Below are 21,965 nucleotides of genomic sequence, written 5' to 3'. Positions count from 1 at the left end.
GCCGCGTTTCAAGGTGATGCCATGAATGATCGTTACGACGCTGCCGCCAACCTGCTCGAGGTGCTGTGCCAGCGCGCCGCCGAAACGCCACACGATATCGCCCTGCGCTTCATTGCCGAAGGGGTCGACGAACCGCTGACGTATCGCGCGCTGGACGAGCGCGCCCGGGATCTGGCCGTCTGGTTGCTTCAGCATGGCCAGCCCGGCGACCGCGCCGTGTTGCTGTTGCACAGCAGCCCGGAATACGTGACGGCCTTCTTCGCCTGCCTCTATGCCGGCATCATCGCGGTGCCGGCCTATCCGCCGGAATCGGTGCGCCCCCAGCACCTGGCGCGTTTGCGGGCGATCCTCGACGACGCCGAGCCCAGCCTGGTACTCACCGACTCCAGCCTTATCGACGCCCTGCGTCCGGCCTGCCAGCGGACCGGCGATACCTCGCCGCAGCTGCTCGCGGTCGACCAGACGCCCACCGGCCTTGCGTCGGGATGGGGGATGCCGGAACTGAGCGATACGCACATTGCCTTCCTGCAATACACCTCCGGCTCGACCTCGACGCCCAAGGGCGTACAGGTCAGCCATGGCAACCTGCTGGCCAACGAGCGGTTGATCCGCCATGGGCTGGACATGCGGGCCGACGACGTGATGGTCAGCTGGCTGCCGCTGTTCCATGACATGGGCCTGATCGGCGGCCTGCTGCAGCCGATCTACAGCGGTATTCCCTGCGTGCTGATGTCGCCACGCTACTTCCTCGAGCGTCCGCGGCGCTGGCTGGAAGCGATCTCGCGCTATGGCGGCACGGTGAGCGGCGGCCCGGACTTCGCCTTCCGGCTGTGCTGCGAGCGCATCCGTGAGTCGGCGATGGACGGCCTCGACCTGAGCAGTTGGCGGCTGGCGTTCTCCGGTTCCGAACCGATCCGTCCCGATACCCTTGAGCGTTTCGCCAGCACCTTCGCCCCGGTGGGGTTCGATCCGAACGCGCTCTACGCGTCCTACGGCCTCGCCGAAGCGACCCTGTTCGTCGCCGGCGGACAGCGCGGCAAGGGCATCGGTCTGATGGCCGTGGATCCGACGGCGCTGGCCGCCAATCAAGGCCGTCCCGGCCAGGGCACCACCCTGGTCAGTTGCGGGCGTCCGCAACCGGGCCACGACGTGCAACTGATCGACCCGGTCAGCCGTGAGACGGTGGCGCCGGGTGGCGTCGGTGAAATCTGGAGCAGCGGTCCGAGCGTGGCGCTGGGCTACTGGCGCAACCCCGAGGCCAGTGCACAGGTGTTCATCGAACGCGACGGCCGCACCTGGCTGCGCACCGGCGATCTGGGCTTCCTGCACAACGATGAGCTGTACGTGACCGGCCGGCTCAAGGACATGATCATCGTTCGCGGCCAGAACCTTTACCCGCAGGATATTGAGCGCTGCGTAGAAGAGGAGGTGGACGTGCTGCGCAAGGGTCGCGTGTCCGCGTTCGCCGTTGAGCACAATGGTCGTGAAGGCATCGGCATCGCCGCCGAGGTCGGTCGCAGCGTGCGCAAGCTGGTGCCAGCCGCCACGCTGATCAAGGCGATTAGCGCCGCCCTGGCGGAAACCTTCCAAGAAGCGCCGCTGGTGGTGGCGTTGCTGGAGCCGGGCGCATTGCCGAAGACCTCAAGCGGCAAGTTGCAGCGCTCCGCCTGCCGGCACAAATTGGCTGACGGTACCCTCGATACCTATGCCGTACAGCGTGCCGGGGAGTCGTCGGTCGCTGATCCGGCGACTGTCACCCTGGCATCGCTGAATGAGGCCGAGCAGGCCATGGCCGCGCTCTGGTGCGAGGTGCTGCAGGTGCCGCAGGTCGCTCGCGACGACCACTTCTTCGCGCTCGGCGGTGACTCGATCCGCGCCACCCAACTGCTGGCTCGCCTACGGGAACGCCACGGTCGCGCCGTGGACATGCGGCTGTTGTTCGAAGCGCCCGAACTGGGCGCGTTCGTCGCGGCCCTGGCCAGCCACGCGGCATCCGCCGAAGCACCGCGCAACGTGTCGCGCCTGGCGCGGGCGGATCTGTTGCCCCTGTCACCGGCCCAGCGCCGTCTGTGGTTCCTCTGGAAGCTGGAGCCGCACAGCGCGCTCTATCACATCGCCGGCAGCCTGACCCTGCTTGGCGAGCTGGATCGCCCCGCGTTGCGACAGGCATTCGCCGATCTGCTCGTGCGCCACGAAACCCTGCGCAGCCGATTCATCGAAGGCGCCGACGGTGAGGTCCAGCTGCGACTCGCCGAGCCCGGCGCGGTGCCCTTCAGCGAGATCGACCTGAGCGCCCAGCCGGATACCGCCGAGGCCGATGCGGCCTGTTTCGCCGCCGAGCCCTTCGATCTGGCCAGCGGCCCGCTACTGCGCCTGCGTTTGCAACGCATGGGTGAAGGCCGACAGACGCTGCTGCTATGCGTGCACCACATCGTCGCGGACGGGGCCTCGCTGAATCTGCTGCTGGAGGAATTCGCCGCCTGCTATGCGGCGCGCCTGCAAGACCGTTCCGCCACGCTGCCTGCGCTCGAGGTCCAGTACCTCGACATCGCCGCCGCTCAACAGCAGGCCCTGGATGCCGGGGAGGGCGCACGTCTGCTGGATTGGTGGCGTGCGCATCTGGGCGACGAGCATTCACCGCTGGAGCTGCCTTACGCCCTGGCCAGTACCCACAAGGCGGGGCGCCGCGCCGGTTTCGTCGAACAGCGCCTCGATGACAGCTTCGCTGCCGACCTGCGCGGCCTTGCCCAGCGTCATGGCGTCACCCTGGCCATGCTCCTGCTGGCCGCCTTCAACCTGCTGCTGCAGCGCTTCACCGGCCAGCACGACTTGCGCGTCGGGCTCACCCAGGCCGGCCGCGACCAGCTTGCCAGCGAGCGGCTGGTGGGCTTCTTTGTCAACCTGCTGGTGATGCGCTGTGACCTGTCGGCCAACCCGACCCTGGCCGGGCTGCTGCGCCAGGTACGTGACGGCTTGCTGGAGGCCCAGGCGCACCAGGGCCTGCCGTTCGAGCAACTGGTCGAAGCCTTGCAACCCGAACGTAGTCATGGCCGACATCCGTTGTGCCAAGTGGCCTATGACTACCAGGTGCGCACCGATCCGAGTCTGCCAGGCCTGGCCGTGGAAAGCCTGCGGCAGATCGACCTGGAAACGCCTTTCGACCTGGTCCTGCGCGTTCGTGAGAGTCGTGATGGCGTCGAGCTGAGCTTCTGTTACGCCGCCGAGCGGTATGCCGCCGAGGGCATGGCGCGCATGGCCGAGCAGTTCCTCGCGCTGCTGCGCGTTTTGCCGACCCAACCAGCCGAGTCGCCGCTGGAGGCCAGCGCCTGGCTCGATGCCGCGCTGTGGCGCGCCGATGCGCCGGTCCAGGACGCCACCTTCGAACCCCTGGCCGCGCGCATCGCCACCCAGGCTGCCGAGCGCCCTCAGGCAGTGGCGGTGCTGGATGATGAATGCGAGCTGAGTTTCGCCGAGCTGGACGCGCGCGCCAACCGCCTCGCCCAGGCGCTAGTGGCGGCCGGTGTCGGCCCGGAATCGCGAGTCGGCGTAGCCCTGCCGCGCGGGCTCGATATCCCGCTCGCACTGCTGGCCGTGATGAAGACGGGCGGCGCCTACGTGCCACTGGATCTGGACTACCCGCACGAGCGCCTGAGCTGGCTGATGCAGGACGCCGGCATCGGCTGGCTGATCAGCCACGCCTCGCTGGCCGAGCGTTTACGCTCGACAGAGAACGTGCAGCGCCTGGATCTCGACCGCTTCGACTACGCCGGCTGGCCAGCCGAGTGCCCGCCGTCGCGGATCCATCCGGCCAATCTGGCGTACCTGATCTATACCTCCGGCTCTACCGGCCAGCCCAAGGGCGTGGCGGTAGCCCATGGCGAGATCGCCGCGCACTGCCGTGCCATCGGTCAGCGCTATGCCATGAGCCCGGCCGACCGCGAGCTGATCTTCATGTCCTTCGCCTTCGATGGTGCTCACGAGCGCTGGCTCACTGCGTTGTCCCATGGCGCCAGCTTGCTGGTGCGCGGCGAGGCGCTATGGACGCCGGAAGAAACCCTGGAACGCCTCAAGCGCCATCAGGTCACGGTCACCGCCTTGCCACCGGCCTATCTGCAGCAACTGGCCGAGCAGGCGGCGCGCCTCGGCCATGCGCCGAGCATGCGCATCTACTGCTTCGGTGGTGATGCAGTGCCCGAAGCGGCTTTCGAGCTTGCACGACGCAGCCTTAAGGCCGAGCACCTGATCAACGGCTACGGGCCGACCGAAACGGTGGTGACGCCGTTGCTGTGGAAAGCCGATGCCACCGCGCGCTGCGGTGCAGCCTATGCACCCATCGGCGAGGCAGTCGGTGCCCGTGCGCTGTACGTGCTCGACGAACACATGCAGCCGCTGCCGCGCGGCGTGGCCGGCGAGCTGTACATCGGCGGTGAGATGCTGGCGCGCGGTTACCACCGGCGCCCAGGGATGACTGCCGAGCGCTTCGTCGCCGATCCGTTCGGCACGGCTGGAGGCCGTCTCTATCGCACCGGCGATCGAGTGCGTTGGCGCGAAGACGGGGTGATGGACTACCTCGGCCGGGTAGATCAGCAGGTGAAGATTCGTGGCTTTCGTATCGAGCCGGGCGAGATCGAAGCGCGCCTGCGCGCGCTGGACGGCGTACGCGAGGCGGCCGTGGTCTGCCGCGAAGGCGCGGGCGGCCGCCGGCTGGTGGCCTACGTGGCGCCAGCGCTGCCGGTGGATGCGCTCAAGGCGGCACTGCGTGAGCAGCTGCCGGAGTACATGGTGCCGGCACAGATCCTTGGCCTGGAGCGCCTGCCGCTGAACGCCAACGGCAAGATCGACCGCAAGGCGCTGCCTGAAGTCGCGGAGACAGGACGCGACTGCTATGTCCCGCCGCGCGACGGGCTGGAACATCAGCTCGCCGAATTGTGGGCCGGTTTGTTGGAGGTACCACGGATCAGCCGCGAGGACGACTTCTTCGAACTTGGCGGCCATTCGCTGTTGGCCACCCGGTTGGTGTCGCGGATTCGTCGTGACCTCAAACTGGATTGCCCGCTGCAGGTGATTTTCGAGGCGTCACGGCTGGATGCCTTCGCCACCCGTGTCGCTGCGCTCGGTAGCGGCTCAGGTCGGCCGCCGCTGCGTGCGCTGCCGCGCGACGGCGCCTTGCCTCTGTCGCCAGCGCAGAGCCGCCTGTGGTTCTTCTGGCAGATGGAGCCGCAAAGTGCGGCCTACAACGTGCCGGGTGCACTGCGCCTGCGTGGCGCGCTGGATGAAGCTGCATTGCGGCAGACCTTCGCTGCGCTGGTGGCGCGCCATGAAACCCTGCGCACTACCTTCGACGAGCGCGACGGCGAGCCGTGCCAGATCATCCATCCCCATGTGGAGCTGCCCCTGGCGCGCCTGGACCTGTCGACCCAGCCAGACGCAGAAGTTCAGACACGCCGTCTGGCAGAGGAGGAGGCCGCACGCCCGTTCGACCTGCGTGACGGTCCGCTGCTGCGCCTGACGTTGCTGCGCCTGGCCGACGAGGAACATGTGCTGCTGTTGACCCTGCACCACATCGTCTCCGACGGCTGGTCGATCCGCGTGCTGATGGACGAGTTCGCGGCGCTCTACCGTGCTGCCCTCGATGGCATCGAAGCACAGTTGCCGGTGCTGCCGGTGCAGTACGCCGACTACGCACAGTGGCAGCGGACCCTGCTCGCAGACGGAGAAGGCGAGCGCCAACTGGCCTGGTGGGTGGAGCAACTCGGCCGCGACAACCCGATACTCGCCCTGGCTACTGATCGCCAGCGTCCGGCCCAGCAGAGCTACCGGGGTGGCAGTCTCGGCTTCGAACTGGATGCCGAGCTCAGCGAGCGCCTCAAGGCCCTGGCGCGAAGCCAGGATGTCACCCTGTTCATGCTCTTGCTGAGCGCCTATGGCGTGCTGCTGCGCAGCTGGAGCGGGCAGGACGACCTGCGCGTCGCCGTGCCGGTCGCCAATCGCCAGCAACTGGAAACCGAAGGGCTGATCGGTTTCTTCGTCAACACGCAGGTTTTCCCCTGCCGGATCGACCCGCAGGCATCCTTCGCCGATCTGCTGGCTAGCCTCAAACCCCTGGCCCTCGGTGCCCAGGCGCACCAGGACCTGCCGTTCGAGCAACTGGTCGAGGCCCTGCAACCCGAGCGCAGCCTGGCCTGGAACCCGCTGGCGCAGGTCAAGTTCAACTTCGGTTTCGATGTCAGTGCGCTCCCTGCTGCCGGCCCGCTGCGTCTGGAATTGTTTAGTGAGGAGCAGTACGGCGCGCGCTTCGATCTGGCCCTGGACATGGCCGAAGCCAGTGATGACGGCCGTCTGCGCGGTAGTTTCGTATTTGCCCGCGATCTGTTCGATGCCAGTACCGTGGCACGCATCGCCGCCGTCTTCGCCTGGCAGCTCGAGCAGTTCTGTGCCCGGCCGTTCGAACCGCTCGCACGGCTGGCCCCGGCATCGGCCGAGGCACGTTCGGAACTGGCCGGAGAACGTCGCCCATGGCCAGCCGCCGACGTTCTACGACTGTTTGCTCGCCAGCGCGATGCGCGCCCGGACGAGGCCGCGGTCGAGGCCTGGGATGGTCGCTACAGCTATGCCGAATTGGACGCCGCTGCCAACCGCCTGGCCCATGCGCTGCGAGCCGAGGGGCTCGGCCCTGGCGAGCGGGTCGCGTTGTGTGAGGCACGAGGCGCGCGCTGGGTGTTGATGCTGTTGGGTGTCCTCAAGAGCGGCGCCGCCTACGTACCGCTGGACCCGGTGCTGCCGGCCGCGCGCCTGCAGGGGCTGCTGGTCGAGAGCGGGGCGCGACGGGTGCTGGTGGGCGATGCCGAGGTTGCTGCGATCTTCGCTGATGCCGCGCTGCGGGTGGAGGCCGAGGGTCCGCAGGACTTCCCGGCCGATGCGCCGGCCGTGACCATCGCCTCGGCCAGCCCGGCCTACGTGATCTTCACCTCTGGCTCCAGCGGCCAGCCCAAGGGCGTGGTGGTCAGCCATGCGGCCCTGGCCAACTACGTCCAGGGTGTACTGACGCGCCTGGATGGCCAGCCCGGTGAAGGCTGGGCGATGGTGTCTTCGGTAGCGGCCGATCTCGGCCATACCAGCCTGTTCGGTGCCCTGTGCAGCGGTGGGCGGCTGTGCCTGGCGAGCGCTGATGAGGTGGGGGATGCCGAGCGTTTCGCGGCTTTCATGCAAGGGCGCGCCGTGGATGTGCTGAAGGTTGTCCCGAGCCATCTCGCCGGCCTGCTGGCTGCTGCGCCGCAACCGGCCAGCGTGCTGCCGCGTCGCCTGCTGGTGGTCGGTGGCGAGGCCACCAGCGGGCCGCTGTTGGCCCGTCTGCGCGAGCTGACGCCGGCGCTGCGGGTGGTCAACCACTATGGCCCGAGCGAAACCACGGTCGGTGTGCTGACGCATGAATGGCGTGCAGGTGATGCACTACCGGACGGCAGCCTGGCCATCGGTCGGCCGCTGCCGAATGTCCACGTGCGAGTCGTCGATTCCCAGCTCGCCAGCCTCCCGCTGGGTGTCCCTGGTGAACTGCTGATTGCCGGTGCCGGGCTGGCCGAGGGTTATCTCGGCCAGCCGGAGCTGACGACTGAGCGCTTCGTCGAGCTGGACGGCGAACGCCACTACCGCAGCGGTGACCGCGTCCGGCTGCGCGCCGACGGCGAAATCGAATTTCTGGGCCGTCTCGACGAGCAAGTGAAGATCCGCGGATACCGGGTCGAGCCTGCGGAACTGGCCCAGGTCCTCAAGCGCTTGCCGGGCGTTCGTGATGCGCAGGTGTTGGCCGAACGTGAGGGCGACGGCCCGCTGCGCCTGCTGGCCTGGTGCGTGGCCGACGGTGACGCCGAGACGCTGCGCCAGGCCTTGGCCGCCGAGGTACCGGAATACTTGCTGCCGGCGCACCTGATGCTGCTGCCGGCGCTGCCGCTGACCGCCAATGGCAAGGTCGACCGCCAGGCGCTGCCGCGTCCGGGCGCTGCGACCGTGCACGACGAGCAACCGCTGAACGAGCTGGAAAGCCAGCTGGCGGCGATCTGGCAGGCCGTGCTCAAGGTCGAGCGAGTGGGCGCCGAGGATAACTTCTTCGAATTGGGCGGCGACTCGATTCTCAGCCTGCAGATCATCGCGCGCATCCGCAAACTGGGCTTCAAGCTCAGCCCCAAGCAGCTTTTCGAACGGCAGACCGTACGCCAGCTGGCGCAATGGCTGGAGGTCCGCGCCGTGCCGACGGCCGTTCCGACGACGGTCGTCGCGCCCGCCAACAGCGAAGCGCCGCTGGCACCGGTGCAGGCACGTTTCTTCGAGCGTGTGCCGGCGGCACTGCGTAACCACTGGAACCAGGCGGTGCTGCTGGAGCCACGGGAAAAGCTCGATCTCGACGTGCTGGCTCGGGCCCTGCATGCCCTGCTGGAGCGCCATCCGTCGCTGCGTCTGCGCCAGGACGGCGATAGCCCGCGCCTGCGCATCGCCGAGCTCGGCGCGCTCGACTTGACCTTGCTCTGGCGCCGTCGTGCTGCCGACCAGCAGACGCTCGAACGCTTGTGCGACGAGGCCCAGCGTAGCCTCGATCTGCGCCAGGGTCCGCTGCTGCGCGCCATGCACGTCAGGCTGGAGCAGGGCGGCGAACGGCTGCTGCTGGCGATTCACCACCTCGCAGTGGATGGGGTGTCCTGGCGGGTGCTACTGGAAGACCTGCACAGCGTCTATCGAGCCGCCCGTTCCGGCCAACCCATCGTGTTGGCGATCGAGGGTGACAGCCATGCCGTCTGGGCTGTCCGCCAGCAGGCGCTGGCGGCGAGCCCGGCGTTGGCCGCCGAGTTGCCATACTGGCAGGCGCAACTGGCGGATGCTCCGTGCTTCCCGCAAGCAGTGCCCGATGCGCGGACGACTTGGCGCGAAGCGGAGCAGCGGCACGTACAGCTGGACGTAGCCTCTACTGCCGAGCTGCTTGGCCCGGCCCTGGCTAATCAACGCCTGCGGATCAATGACCTGTTGCTAACGGCCTTAGGCCGCGCGCTGTGCGACTGGACCGGCGCGGACGAGGCGCTGCTCGAAGTGGAAGGTCACGGCCGCGATGCCTTCGACGAGGGCGAGCCGCTGGAACTGTCGCGCGCGGTCGGCTGGTTCACCAGCCTTTACCCGTTGCGCCTGCGTCCGACCGGCGAGCCCGGTACGGCGTTGCGTGCGGTGAAGGAAGCGCTGCGGGCGGTGCCGCGCGCCGGTATCGGCTATGGCGTGCTGCGCTACCTGAGTGACCATGCCGACGTTTTGAAAAGCGCGGGCCAGCCCCGTGTCACCTTCAACTACCTCGGCCAGTTCGATCAGCAGTTCGGCGCGGAGGCGACATTCCATCCCGCCAGCGAGTCCGCCGGCCGCAGCCAGTCGGACATTGCACCCCTGGGCAACTGGCTGGTGATCAACGGCCGCGTACTCGGCGGTCGTCTGAAACTGGAACTGACCTACAGCCGCGCCATGTTCGCTGGCGAGGCCATCGACGCGCTTGTTCAGGGCCTGGAGCAGTCGCTGCTCGGGCTGTTGGCCCACGTGAAGGAGGCCGAGCCGCGTCTTTCACCAAGCGACGTGCCATTGGCAGGGCTGGACCAGGCCGCGCTGGACAGCCTCGCGCTGCCCGTAACCAATCTGGATGACCTCTATCCGCTGTCGCCGATGCAGCAAGGGCTGCTGTTCCATGCCCTCGATGTGCCGGGCTCGGGCCTTTACATCAACCAGCTGCGGGTCGATCTGGACGGGCTCGATGCGTCGCGCTTTATCGCTGCTTGGCGACAAGTGATTGCCCGTCATGCCGCATTGCGCACCGGTTTCCTGGTAACCGAGGGCGGCGCACCCTTGCAGTTCGTGCTGCGCCAGGCCGAGTTGCCGGTACGCGAACATGACTGGCGCGAGCGCGGCTTCGATCCCGCGGCAGCGGATGCCTTGGCCGATGCCGAGCGAGAGGAAGGGTTCGACCTAGCCGCGCCGCCGCTGCAGCGTGTGACTCTGGTGCGGCTGGGCGAGCACCGCTATCACCTGATCTGGACCTGCCATCATCTGATCGCCGACGGCTGGAGCAGCGCTCGGCAGATCGGCGAAGTACTCGCGCTTTACCGGGGCGAGTCGTTGCCGGCGCAGATTGGGCAGTACCGCGATTACATCGCATGGTTGCAGATTCAGAACGCCGATGCCGGCGAGCGCTTCTGGCGCGAGCGGCTGGCCGACTTCGAGGAGCCGACCCTGTTGGCCGGCGCGTTGAGTCAGGCAGCCGACGAGCCCGCGCGGGAGGTGAACAGCCGCTTGGATGCCAGCGCGACACGTCGCCTGCAACAGTTCGCCCAGGCCCAGCGCATGACGCTCAATACGTTGCTACAGGGGGCCTGGCTGTTGCTTTTGCAGCGCTACACGGGGCAGGCGCGACCCTGTTTCGGCGCCACCGTCGCTGGCCGCCCGGCCGGATTGCCGACGGCGGAAAGCCTGCTCGGGCTGTTCATCAACACCTTGCCCATCGTCCATCCGGTCGAGCCGGAGCAGGGTGTTGGCGACTGGCTGCGCGACCTGCAAGCGCTGAACCTGGATGCCCGCGAGTTCGAGCACAGCCCGCTGTACGATATCCAGCGCTGGGCTGGCAAGCCGGGGCAGGCGTTGTTCGACAGCATCCTGGTATTCGAGAACTTCCCCATGGATGCCGTCCTGGCGGGCGGCGGTAATGACCTGAAAGTCCTAAGTCAGAAACCGCTGGAAAGCACTCACTTCGCTCTGGCCCTGGTGGCCAGCGCCGGCGAGTGTCTGGATGTGCGCTACGCCTACCGGGCAGACCGCCTAGCGGCGAGCCAGGTGGAGCGCGTGCGCGAGCACTTCGAGCGCTTGCTGCTGGCTCTGGTCGACGACGCGGGCCGCCGTTTGGCCGATCTGCCGATGCTCGCCAAGCCCGAGCGCGAGCAGCTGCTGCACGGCTGGAATGCCACCGAGGCGGCGTTCCCTGATGCCGTTCAATTGCAAACGCTGCTGCAGCAACAGGCCTCGCGTAGCCCGGATGCCCTGGCCTTGCAGTTCGGCGCACAGCGCCTGAGCTACCGCGAGCTGCACAGCCGCGCCAACCGCCTGGCCCGCTGGCTGCGCGGGCAGGGTGTGGGGCCGGATGTACTGGTGGGTGTGGCCGCCGAGCGTTCCGTCGAACTGGTGGTGGCCTTGCTGGCCATCGTCAAGGCCGGTGGCGCCTACGTGCCGATGGACCCGGATTACCCCCGCGAACGCCTGGAACACATGCTCACCGACAGCGGCGTGACACTGCTGCTGACCCAGGCGCACCTGTGCGAGGCATTGCCTGAGTCGAGTGCTCGACTGTTCTGCCTCGACCGCGACTGGCCCCAGGTGGAAGCGTTGGATGACGGCGATCTGCCGACCCTCGGCACGCCGCAGAACCTGGCCTACCTGATCTACACCTCTGGTTCGACCGGCAAGCCGAAAGGTGCCGGCAACAGCCACGCGGCGCTGATCAACCGTCTGCACTGGATGCAGAAGGAGTACGGCCTGACATCGGCTGATCGCGTCCTGCAAAAGACCCCGTTCAGCTTCGATGTCTCGGTCTGGGAGTTCTTTTGGCCACTGCTGACCGGCGCGGCGCTGGTGGTGGCCGAGCCTGGAGCGCATCGCGATCCCTTGGCGCTGCGTCAGGTGATCAACGCGGGCGAGGTCAGCGTGCTGCACTTCGTACCGTCGATGCTGCAGGCCTTCGTCGCCTCCGGCGAGCTGGAGCAGTGCCCATCGCTCAAGCAGGTGATGTGCAGCGGCGAGGCATTGCCCTACGAGCTGCAACAGCAATTCCGCCAGCGTCATCCGGCCAAGCTGCACAACCTCTACGGCCCGACCGAGGCGGCCATCGACGTCAGCTACTGGGCTTGCGAGGAGGAAAACCCGCGGCACATCGTGCCGATTGGCCGGCCCATCGACAACCTCAAGCTGTACATCCTCGACGCCTGGCTGGAGCCAGTGACGCCAGGTGTAGCCGGTGAGCTGTACATCGGCGGCGTGGGCTTGGCGCGGGGTTATCACGCCCGGCCGGGGCTGACCGCCGAGCGCTTCGTCGCCGATCCATTCAGCGAAGGCGGGCGCCTCTATCGCAGCGGCGACCTGGCGCGCTGGCGCGAGGACGGCGCCATCGAGTACGTCGGCCGCATCGACCACCAGGTGAAGATCCGCGGTTTGCGTATCGAGTTGGGCGAGATCGAGGCACGGCTGCAGGCCCATCCGCAGGTGGACGAAGCGGTGGTGGTGGCCCGCGATACGCCGCAAAGCAAGCAACTGGTGGGCTACGCCGTGGCGAGCTGCGACGGCGACCTGCTGCGCCAGGCACTGGCCGAGCAGTTGCCGGACTACATGGTGCCGACGCGCATTCTGGTGCTGGAGGCCATGCCGCTGTCGCCCAACGGCAAGCTGGACCGCAAGGCGCTGCCGGAACCGGAATTCGGTTCCACGACGGTGGGCTACGTTGCCCCACGCACCGATCTGGAGCGTGAGTTGGCGGCTATCTGGGCGCAGGTGCTGCAGGTCGAGCGGGTCGGCATCACTGACGACTTTTTTGCCTTGGGCGGGCATTCGTTGTTGTTGACCCAGGTCGGGATGACGCTGCGCAACCGCCTCGGCGTCACGCTGCCGTTGCACCGTCTGTTCGAATTGAATTCCATCCAGGCGCTGGCCGCCCATCTGCAGGCGCAACAGGACAGCGCGCCGCCGGAGAACGCCGAATTGGACCTGATGGATGAGTTGCTGGGCGAGCTGGAGAACTTCTGATGACGATGCTGGATGCGCAAACCGAACAACTGCGCGTGATTGCCGAGCGCCTGGGCGCGCTCCCGGAAGAACGACAGCTGACCTTCCTGCGTCAGTTGCGGGAAAAGGGGGTGAGCCTGGAGCGCTTGCCCATCGGCCGCCAGCCCTGCGAACGCGCGCCGTTGTCGCCGGCGCAGAGCCGCCTGTGGTTCCTCTGGCAGATGGAGCCGGACAGCGCCGCCTATAACATCCCAGCGGCGGTTCGCCTGCGCGGCGTATTGGACCGTTCCGCCCTGCGTCGCGCCTTCGAGGCGCTGGTGGTACGGCATGAGAGCCTGCGCACGCTGTTTCGCGACGAGGGCGGTGAGCCGCTCCAGGTGATCCTGCCCTCGCTGCCGTTGGCGCTGGTCGAGAAGGATCTGTCGGCGCTGCCTCAGACTCAGCGTGAAGCCAGCGCCGGTGAGCACCTGGAGCAATCCGCCCGGCGCCCGTTCGACCTCGCCGAAGGCCCGCTGCTACGGCTCGACCTGCTGCGTCTGGACACCGATCATCACATCCTCCTGCTGACCCTGCATCACATTGTCTCCGATGGTTGGTCCATGGGCGTGCTGATCGACGAGTTCGCCAAACTCTACAGCGCCTTCGCCGAAGGTCGGGAGGCCGATCTCGCTCCGCTGCCGATCCAATACGCCGACCATGCCCGCTGGCAACGCTTGTGGATGGCGGCTGGCGAGGAGCAACGCCAGCTCGACTACTGGACCCGGCGCATCGGCGATCCGGCGCTGGTGTTGACCCTATCCAGCGATCGCCCGCGTCCGCCAGTGCAAAGCTACCGGGGCGCCGCGCAGAACTTCGAGCTACCGCTGCCGCTGGTGATCGGCCTGCGCAGCCTGGCACGCGGTCAGGGGGCGAGCCTGTTCATGGTGCTGCTGGCGGCGTTCGAAGTGCTGCTGATGCGCTACAGTGGCCAGCGCGAGCTGCGCGTCGGCGTGCCGGTGGCCAACCGGGGCCGCGCCGAGTGCGAGCGGTTGGTGGGCTTCTTCGTCAATACCCAAGTGTTGTGCAGCGAAATCGACGAGCACGCCTCGTTCGCCCAGTTGCTCGGCGAGGTGCGCCAGGCCGTGCTGGATGCCCAGGCGCATCAGGAGCTGCCCTTCGAGCGGCTGGTGGACGTGCTACAACCAGAACGTAGCCTGAGCCACAACCCGCTGTTTCAGGTGGCCTGCAACCATCTGCCGAGCGCCCGCGACGCGTTGCGCGAACTGCCCGGCGGCGAGGGCGGTCGGCTGACGCTGGAGAGCCTGACGCTGGACGTCGGCATCGCCAAATTCGACCTGATGTTGCAGACCGAGGAGGGCCGTGACGGGCAGGTGCGCGGTCAATTCGTGTACGCCACCGACCTGTTCGATGCGTCGACCATCGAGCGTCTCTGCGGACACTTTCTCAACCTGCTGCAAGCGTTGGTGGCCGATCCGCGGCAGCCGGTGGGGCAGTTGCCGATGCTGTCAGAGACCGAGCGCGAGCAACTGCTGCAGGGCTGGAATGCCACCGAGGCGGCGTTCCCTGATGCCGTTCAATTGCAAACGCTACTGGAACAACAGGCCTCGCGTAGCCCGGATGCCCTGGCGCTGCAATTCGGCGCACAGCGCCTGAGCTACCGCGAGCTGCACAGCCGTGCCAACCGCCTGGCACGCTGGCTCCGCGGGCAGGGTGTGGGGCCGGATGTACTGGTAGGTGTGGCCGCCGAGCGTTCCGTCGAGCTGGTGGTGGCGCTCCTGGCCATCATTAAGGCCGGTGGCGCCTACGTGCCGATGGACCCGGATTACCCCCGCGAACGCCTGGAGCACATGCTCGCCGACAGCGGCGTGACACTGCTGCTGACCCAGGCGCACCTGTGCGAGGCGTTGCCTGAGTCGAGTGCTCGACTGTTCTGCCTCGACCGCGACTGGCCGCAGGTGGAAGCGCTGGATGACGGCGATCTGCCGACCCTCGGCACGCCGCAGAACTTGGCCTACCTGATCTACACCTCCGGCTCCACCGGCAAGCCGAAGGGCGCCGGCAACAGCCACCAGGCCTTGATCAACCGCCTGCACTGGAAGCAGAAGCAATACCGCCTGACTGAAAACGACCGGGTGCTGCAAAAGACCCCGTTCAGCTTCGACGTCTCGGTCTGGGAATTCTTTTGGCCGCTTATGACCGGTGCCACGCTGGTGGTGGCCGAGCCGGGCGCGCACCGCGATCCGCTGGCCTTGCGTCAGGTGATCAATGCGGGCGACGTCAGCGTGCTGCACTTCGTGCCGTCGATGCTGCAGGCCTTCGTAGCCTCCGGTGAGCTGGAACAGTGCTCGTCGCTCAGGCAGGTGATGTGCAGCGGCGAGGCGCTGCCGTACGAACTGCAACAGCAGTTCCGCCAGCGCCTCGTTGCCAAACTGCACAACCTCTACGGCCCCACCGAGGCGGCTATCGACGTCAGCTACTGGGCTTGCGAGGAGGAAAACGAGCGGCACATCGTGCCGATCGGTCGGCCCATCGACAACCTGCGCCTGTACATCCTCGACGCCTGGTTGGAGCCGGTACCGCAAGGCGTGGCCGGCGAACTGTACATCGGCGGCGTGGGCCTAGCACGGGGTTATCACGCACGGCCGGGGCTGACCGCCGAGCGCTTCGTCGCCGATCCGTTCGGCGAAGGCGGGCGCCTCTATCGCACCGGTGACCTGGCGCGCTGGCGCGAGGACGGGGCCATCGAGTATGTCGGGCGCATCGACCACCAGGTGAAGATCCGCGGTTTGCGTATCGAGTTGGGCGAGATCGAGGCACGGCTGCAGGCCCATCCGCAGGTGGACGAAGCGGTGGTGGTGGCCCGCGATACGCCGCAAGGCAAGCAGTTGGTGGGATATGCCGTGGCGAGCTGCGACGGCGACCTGCTGCGCCAGGCCCTGGCCGTGCAATTGCCGGACTACATGGTGCCGGCGAGGATTCTGGTGCTTGAGGCCATGCCGCTATCGCCGAACGGCAAGCTGGACCGCAAGGCGCTGCCAGAACCCGACCTCAGCCAGCCGCAGGCCGATTACCAGGCCCCGGTGACGGCGCGCGAAGTATTGCTGGCGGATATCTGGCAGGGCGTGCTGGGTGTGCAGCGCGTCGGCCGCGAAGACAACTTCTTCGAGCTGGGCGGTGACTCCATCGTCTCCATCCAGGTAGTCAGCCGCGCCCGCCAGGCGGGATTGCAGCTCAGCCCCAAGGACATGTTCCAACATCAGACCCTGCGCACTCTGGCGGCGGTCGTGCGGGACGCCGCGGTGCAAGACGTGCAGGGGCCGGAGCAGGGTGAAACGCCGTTGCTGCCGATCCAACGGGCATTCCTCGCCACGCCCATGCCGCGCCGTGCTCATTGGAACCAGGCGCTGTTGCTGGAGCCCCGGGAAGCGCTCGATCCTCGGCGGTTGGCCGAAGCTTTGACGGCATTGGTCGCTCATCACGACGCCCTACGTCTGCGTTTCGCCGCCGACGGCCTTCACGCCGGGCATGCCGAGCAGCCGGATCCCGATCTGCTCTGGCTGCGTGAGGCGGCGGACGCCGGCGAGCTAAAAATGCACTGTCACGCTGCCCAGACCAGCCTCGACCTGGCGCGTGGCCCGTTGCTGCGCGTCTTGCTGGTGACCATGGCCGACGGCAGCCAACGGCTGTTGCTGGCGATCCATCATCTGGTGGTCGATGGCGTGTCCTGGCGCATCCTGCTGGAAGATCTGCAGGCGCTCTACCGGAGCCAACCCCTGGCGCCGCGCAGCAGTTCGTTCAAGCGCTGGGCGCAGCACCTGGGTGAATGGGGCGGCAGCGAGGAACTGGCGGCGGAACGGGATTACTGGCGGGCTCAACTGGACGGCACCGCTGCGGCGCTGCCTGATGCTCGCACTGACGTCCGTCTGGTCGAGCGGGAGGCGTATACGCTGCGTCTGGAACTGGACGAAGCCAACACCCGCGCACTGCTGCAACAGGCCCCGGCGGCCTACCGCACCCAGGTCAACGATCTGCTGCTCACGGCTCTTGCCCGCACGTTGTGCGCCTGGACCGGCGCCGACAGCGCCTCGCTGATGCTGGAAGGACACGGCCGAGAAACCCTGTCCGAGGACATCGACCTGAGCCGCACGGTGGGTTGGTTCACAAGCCTCTATCCGGTGCGTTTGCATGCCGGTGGCGAGCCAGCCGCGGCGATCAAGTCCGTCAAGGAACAGCTGCGCGCGGTTCCGCGGCGTGGTCTCGGCTACGGTTTGCTGCGTCATTTCGGCGAGGGCCTGGATGATCTGCACGAGCCGCGCGTGACCTTCAACTACCTCGGCCAGTTCGATGCCAGCTTCTCCGACGATGCACTGCTGCGGCCGGCCAACGAAAGTGCAGGGCCGAACCGCGATGGCGAGGCACCGCTGGGTAACTGGCTGAGCATCGATGGGCAGGTACTCGATGCCCGCCTGGGCCTGCGCTTCACCTTCAGCCGCGAGATGTTCGAGGTCGCGACAATCGAGCAATTGGCCGGCCGCTATCTTGACGAGCTGCGCGCATTGATCGCGCATTGCCTCGAAGGCGAGGCGGGCGGGGTGACGCCGTCGGACTTCCCGCTGGCCGGCATCGATCAGGCGCAGCTCGATGCGCTCGACTTGCCAGCGGTGCAGATCGAGGACCTCTATCCGCTGTCGCCGATGCAGCAAGGCATGCTGTTCCATGCCCTCGACAACCCGGGCTCGGGGCTCTACGTGAACCAGATCAGCGTGGCGGTGGAGCATCTCGACCCGTCGCGCCTGCAGGCCGCTTGGGCTCAAGTAGTGGCCCGCCACGAAACGCTGCGCAGCGGTTTCCTCTGGCAGGGCGGTTTGCGCCAGCCGCTGCAGGTGGTACACCGCCAGGTGCCGACCGAAATACGGGTGATCGAGGAAGAGACGGACGTCGTCGCCTTCGCCGAACGCGACCGTGCCGAAGGCTTCGATCTCGCCCGGCCACCTTTGCAGCGCATGAGCCTGCTGGCGTTGGGCGATGGCCGCTGGCAACTGATCTGGACCATGCACCACCTGCTGACGGACGGTTGGAGCGGAGCGCAGCTGATCAAGGAGGTGCTGCAGGTCTATGCCGGCGAGTCCTTGCCGTCGCCGATCGCCCGCTACGCCGATTACATCGCCTGGCTACAGCGCCAGGATGCGGTCGCCGCCGAGGCCTTCTGGCGTGAGCAACTGGCCGGGCTGGATGAGCCAACACTGCTGGCAGATTGCTTGCCGCGTCCGGCGGAGGGCAGCGACCACGGCGTCACCTACAGCCGCTACGACACGGCCGCCACCGAACGCCTGCGTGCCTTCGCCCGCCGCGAGCGGGTGACACTCAATACCCTGTTGCAGGCGGCCTGGCTACTGCTTCTACAGCGCTACACCGGTAAGCGCCGAGTGGCTTTCGGCGCCACGGTCGCCGGCCGGCCGACGAATCTGCCCGGTGCCGAGGGGTTGCTGGGGCTGTTCATCAATACCTTGCCGGTGGCCCAGGCGCCGGCGGCGCAGGCCGAACTCGGCGACTGGCTGCGCGAGCTGCAGGCATACAACGTCGAAGTCCGCGAGTACGAATACACGCCGCTGTACGACATTCAGCGCTGGGCTGGGCACAGTGGCCAGGCGCTGTTCGACAGCATCATCGTGTTCGAGAACTATCCGGTCGACGAGGCGCTCAAGCAAGGCGGCGGCACAGGCCCGCGCTTCGGCGAGCTGGTATCCAAGGATGTCACCAGCGTGCCGATGGACCTGGCGATACGCCTCGGTGATGGCCTGGAAATCGAGTACCAGTACCTGCGCAGTCATTTCACGGACGAGGCGGCGCTGCGTATTCGCGCCAATCTGGAACAGATCCTTGCCTCGATGCTGGAGGGCGGCGACCGGCGCATCGCCGATCTGGCTTGCTTGAGCGTCGCTGAGCTGGACGCCCAGGCACGCTTGCACGGCCAGGCGCCGGTGGTCGAGAGCTTCGAGCCGGTGCATCTGGCGATTGCCCGGCATAACCGTGAGCGACCGGATGCCTGCGTGCTCATCAGCGAAGGCGCACGCCTCGATCGCAAGGCCCTGGAGGAAGGCTCCAACCGCCTGGCGCGGCGCCTGATGGCGCTTGGGGTCGGCCCCGAGGTGCGTGTCGGTGTGGCCCTGCCGCGCGGTGTCGAGCTGCCCTTGGCGCTGCTCGCGGTGCTCAAGGCCGGTGGCGCCTATGTGCCGCTGGATGCCGACTACCCACGCGAGCGTTTGGCCTTCCAAATGCAGGACGCCGGCATCGCCCTGTTGCTTACCGACAGCCGTCTGCGCGACCGCTTGCCCCTGCCCGAGGGCGTTGCTTGCTTGGAGCTGGACGGGCTCGAGCTGTCCGGAGAGCACGCCGAACTTCCGCAGGTATCGTTGCAGCCGGGCAACCTGGCCTACCTCATCTACACCTCCGGTTCCACCGGACAGCCAAAGGGCGTGGCGGTGGCCCATGGCGACATCGCCATGCATTGCCGTGCAATCGGCGAGCGCTACGGGATGGGCCCGAACGATCGCGAGCTGATCTTCATGTCGTTCGCCTTCGACGGTGCCCATGAACGCTGGCTAACCGCGCTTAGCCACGGCGGTAGCCTGCTGATCCGCGGCGATGCGCTGTGGGCACCGGACCAGACCCTGGAGCAACTGCGCGAGCATGCGGTGACCGTCGCCGCGTTTCCGCCAGTCTACCTTCAGCAATTGGCCGATCAGGCCGCGCGTGTCGGGCATGCCCCGAGCATGCGGATCTACTGCTTCGGCGGCGATGCGGTGGCTGAGGCGGCCTTCGAGCTGGCCCGTCACAACCTGCGTGCCGAACATCTGATCAACGGCTACGGGCCGACCGAGACCGTGGTCACGCCGTTGCTCTGGAAGGCTGATGCAACGACCCGCTGTGAAGCGACCTATGCCCCCATTGGCACGGCGGTCGGCTCGCGCCGGTTGTACATCCTCGACGAAGCGCTGCGCCCAGTGCCGTTGGGTGTGGCTGGCGAGCTGTACATCGGCGGCAGTGGCCTGGCGCGTGGCTACCACCAGCGTGCGGCGCTGACTGCCGAGCGTTTCGTCGCCGATCCATTCGGCGAGCCGGGTGGCCGCATGTACCGCACCGGTGACCTTGTGCGCGGTCGCTCAGACGGGGTCGTCGAGTATGTCGGGCGTATCGATCATCAGGTGAAGATCCGCGGCTTCCGTATCGAGCTGGGCGAGATCGAAGCCCGCCTGCAAGCCCATCCGCAGGTGCGGGAGGCCGTGGTGGTCGCCCGTGAAGGTGCGAGCGGCAAGCAGCTGATCGGCTACGTGGTCGGTGACGTCGATGGCGACACCTTGCGCAGCTATCTGCGCACGCAGCTGCCGGATTACATGGTGCCGGCCCAGATCCTGGCGTTGCAGTGCCTGCCGTTGTCTCCGGCCGGCAAAGTCGACCGCAAGGCGCTACCCGAACCGAGCTGGGAAGGGACCGGCTATGTCGCGCCGCGCAACGACGCCGAGCGGATGCTGGCGGCGATCTGGGCGCAGGTGCTGCAGGTCGAGCGGGTCGGCATTCACGATAACTTCTTCGACCTGGGCGGTGATTCGATCCTCAGCTTGCAGGTGGTGTCCCAGGTGCGCCAGGGTGGCGATCCGGCGCTGGACATTCGCCTGCGTGATCTCCTCCAGTACCAGACCATCGCCGCGCTGCTGGAACGGCGCGACGCACAGCCCGCCCTCGCGGCCGAACAATTCACTGCATCGGCAGCGCAGGATGGCGACTGCTTCGGCCTGCTGCCGATCCAGCAATGGTTGTTCGAACAGGGCCTGCAAGAGGCCGACCATTTCAACCAGTCGGTGCTGCTGGCGTGCCGGCAGCCGCTGGACTGCGAACAGCTCGAAGCGGCGCTGCGCGCGGTCCTCGGTGAGCACGGCAGCTTGCGTCTGGCGTTCCAGCGGGGCGCGGACGGTCAGTGGCGCCAGCGTCTGCAAGGCATGGACGCGCTCCGGCTGGATGAGGATCCGCTGCTGTGGGTCCGGCCGGCGGCCGACCCCGCGGCGATGGTGGCCATCGCCAATCAGGCCCAGCGCAGCCTGTCCATCGCCGACGGACGCCTGTTTCGGGCGGTCTACAGCGAAATGGACGACGGTAGCCGACGTCTGCTGCTGGTGGCGCACCACCTGGGGGTGGATGGGGTGTCCTGGCGCATCCTGCTGGCGGAGCTGAAACAGACCTACCGGCGCCTGTGCGAAGGGCAGGCAGCGAGCTTTCCTGCACCGAGCTGCAGCTACCAGGCGTGGGCCGATGGCTTGCGCGGCTATGCCGGGCATCCCCGCCTGGCGGCGGAACTGCCTTACTGGCTGGCACAGACCGAGCCGGCCGGATTGGTCGATCTGCCTCGCGACAACCCGCGTGGGCACGCCCGGGTGGCCTATCGCGAGCAGGTGCAGTGGAGACTTGCGCCGGAGCAGACCGAACGACTGCTGAAGGTCGCCCCGGAGGCCTATCGGACGCAGATCAACGATTTGCTGCTGACCGCTCTGGGCCGCACACTGTGCCGCTGGAGCGACAGCGCCTCGGTGCTGGTCGGCATGGAAGGTCATGGTCGTGAGGACCTGTTCGATGATCTGGATCACAGCCGCACCCTGGGTTGGTTCACCAGCCTGTTCCCGCTGCGCCTGACACCGGGCGAGGGCGGTTACGCTGAAGCGATTCCGGCGGTCCGTGATCAGCTGCGCGCCTTGCCGCAGAGGGGCATCGGCTACGGCGTGCTGCGCTATCTGGGTGACGAGTCGACACGTCGACGCCTGGCGGAGCGGGCGCAGCCGCAGGTCATCTTCAACTATCTGGGGCAGTTCGATCAGGGCTTCGACGACCAGGCGCTGTTCGCGCCGGTGCAGGAAAGCGCCGGTGATGCCTACGCCGCCAGCGCGCCGCTGAATGCATGGCTGGAGATCGTTGGCCAGGTCTATGAGGGGCGATTGAGCCTGCGCTGTGTGTTCAGCCGACGCCTCTATCGCCGTTCGACCATCGAGCAGCTGATGGCCGGGCTGCAGGAAGAGCTGCAGGCGGTGATCGAGCATTGCTGTGCGACGCACGGTGAACGCCAGGAACAGGCGTGCCTGCCCGCATGAACCATTCATCAATCAACTATCCAGCGCTGGTCCGGCGACATGCCG

The 21,965-nt window shown here is 67.3% G+C and carries 2 protein-coding genes; both read left to right on the top strand.

Annotated elements, in window-relative coordinates; all coding sequences use genetic code 11:
* The first annotated feature begins 21 nt into the window (after positions 1–21).
* Positions 22–12,804, top strand: coding sequence for a non-ribosomal peptide synthase/polyketide synthase (locus ACL0K2_RS02290; RefSeq protein WP_413043683.1), 12,783 nt, complete (start codon positions 22–24; stop codon positions 12,802–12,804).
* On the top strand, positions 12,804–21,920 hold the full coding sequence (locus ACL0K2_RS02285) for an amino acid adenylation domain-containing protein (protein ID WP_413043682.1): 9,117 nt from the start codon (positions 12,804–12,806) through the stop codon (positions 21,918–21,920). The genes ACL0K2_RS02290 and ACL0K2_RS02285 overlap by 1 nt, the downstream gene beginning before the upstream one ends.
* Positions 21,921–21,965: the final 45 nt, after the last annotated feature.

The organism is Pseudomonas sp. YJ42 (assembly GCF_047225135.1).
GTDB classification, from domain to species: Bacteria; Pseudomonadota; Gammaproteobacteria; order Pseudomonadales; family Pseudomonadaceae; genus Stutzerimonas; species Stutzerimonas stutzeri_E.
Note: the sequence above shows the minus strand (reverse complement) of the source record. Positions and strands in the feature narration are given on the sequence as shown.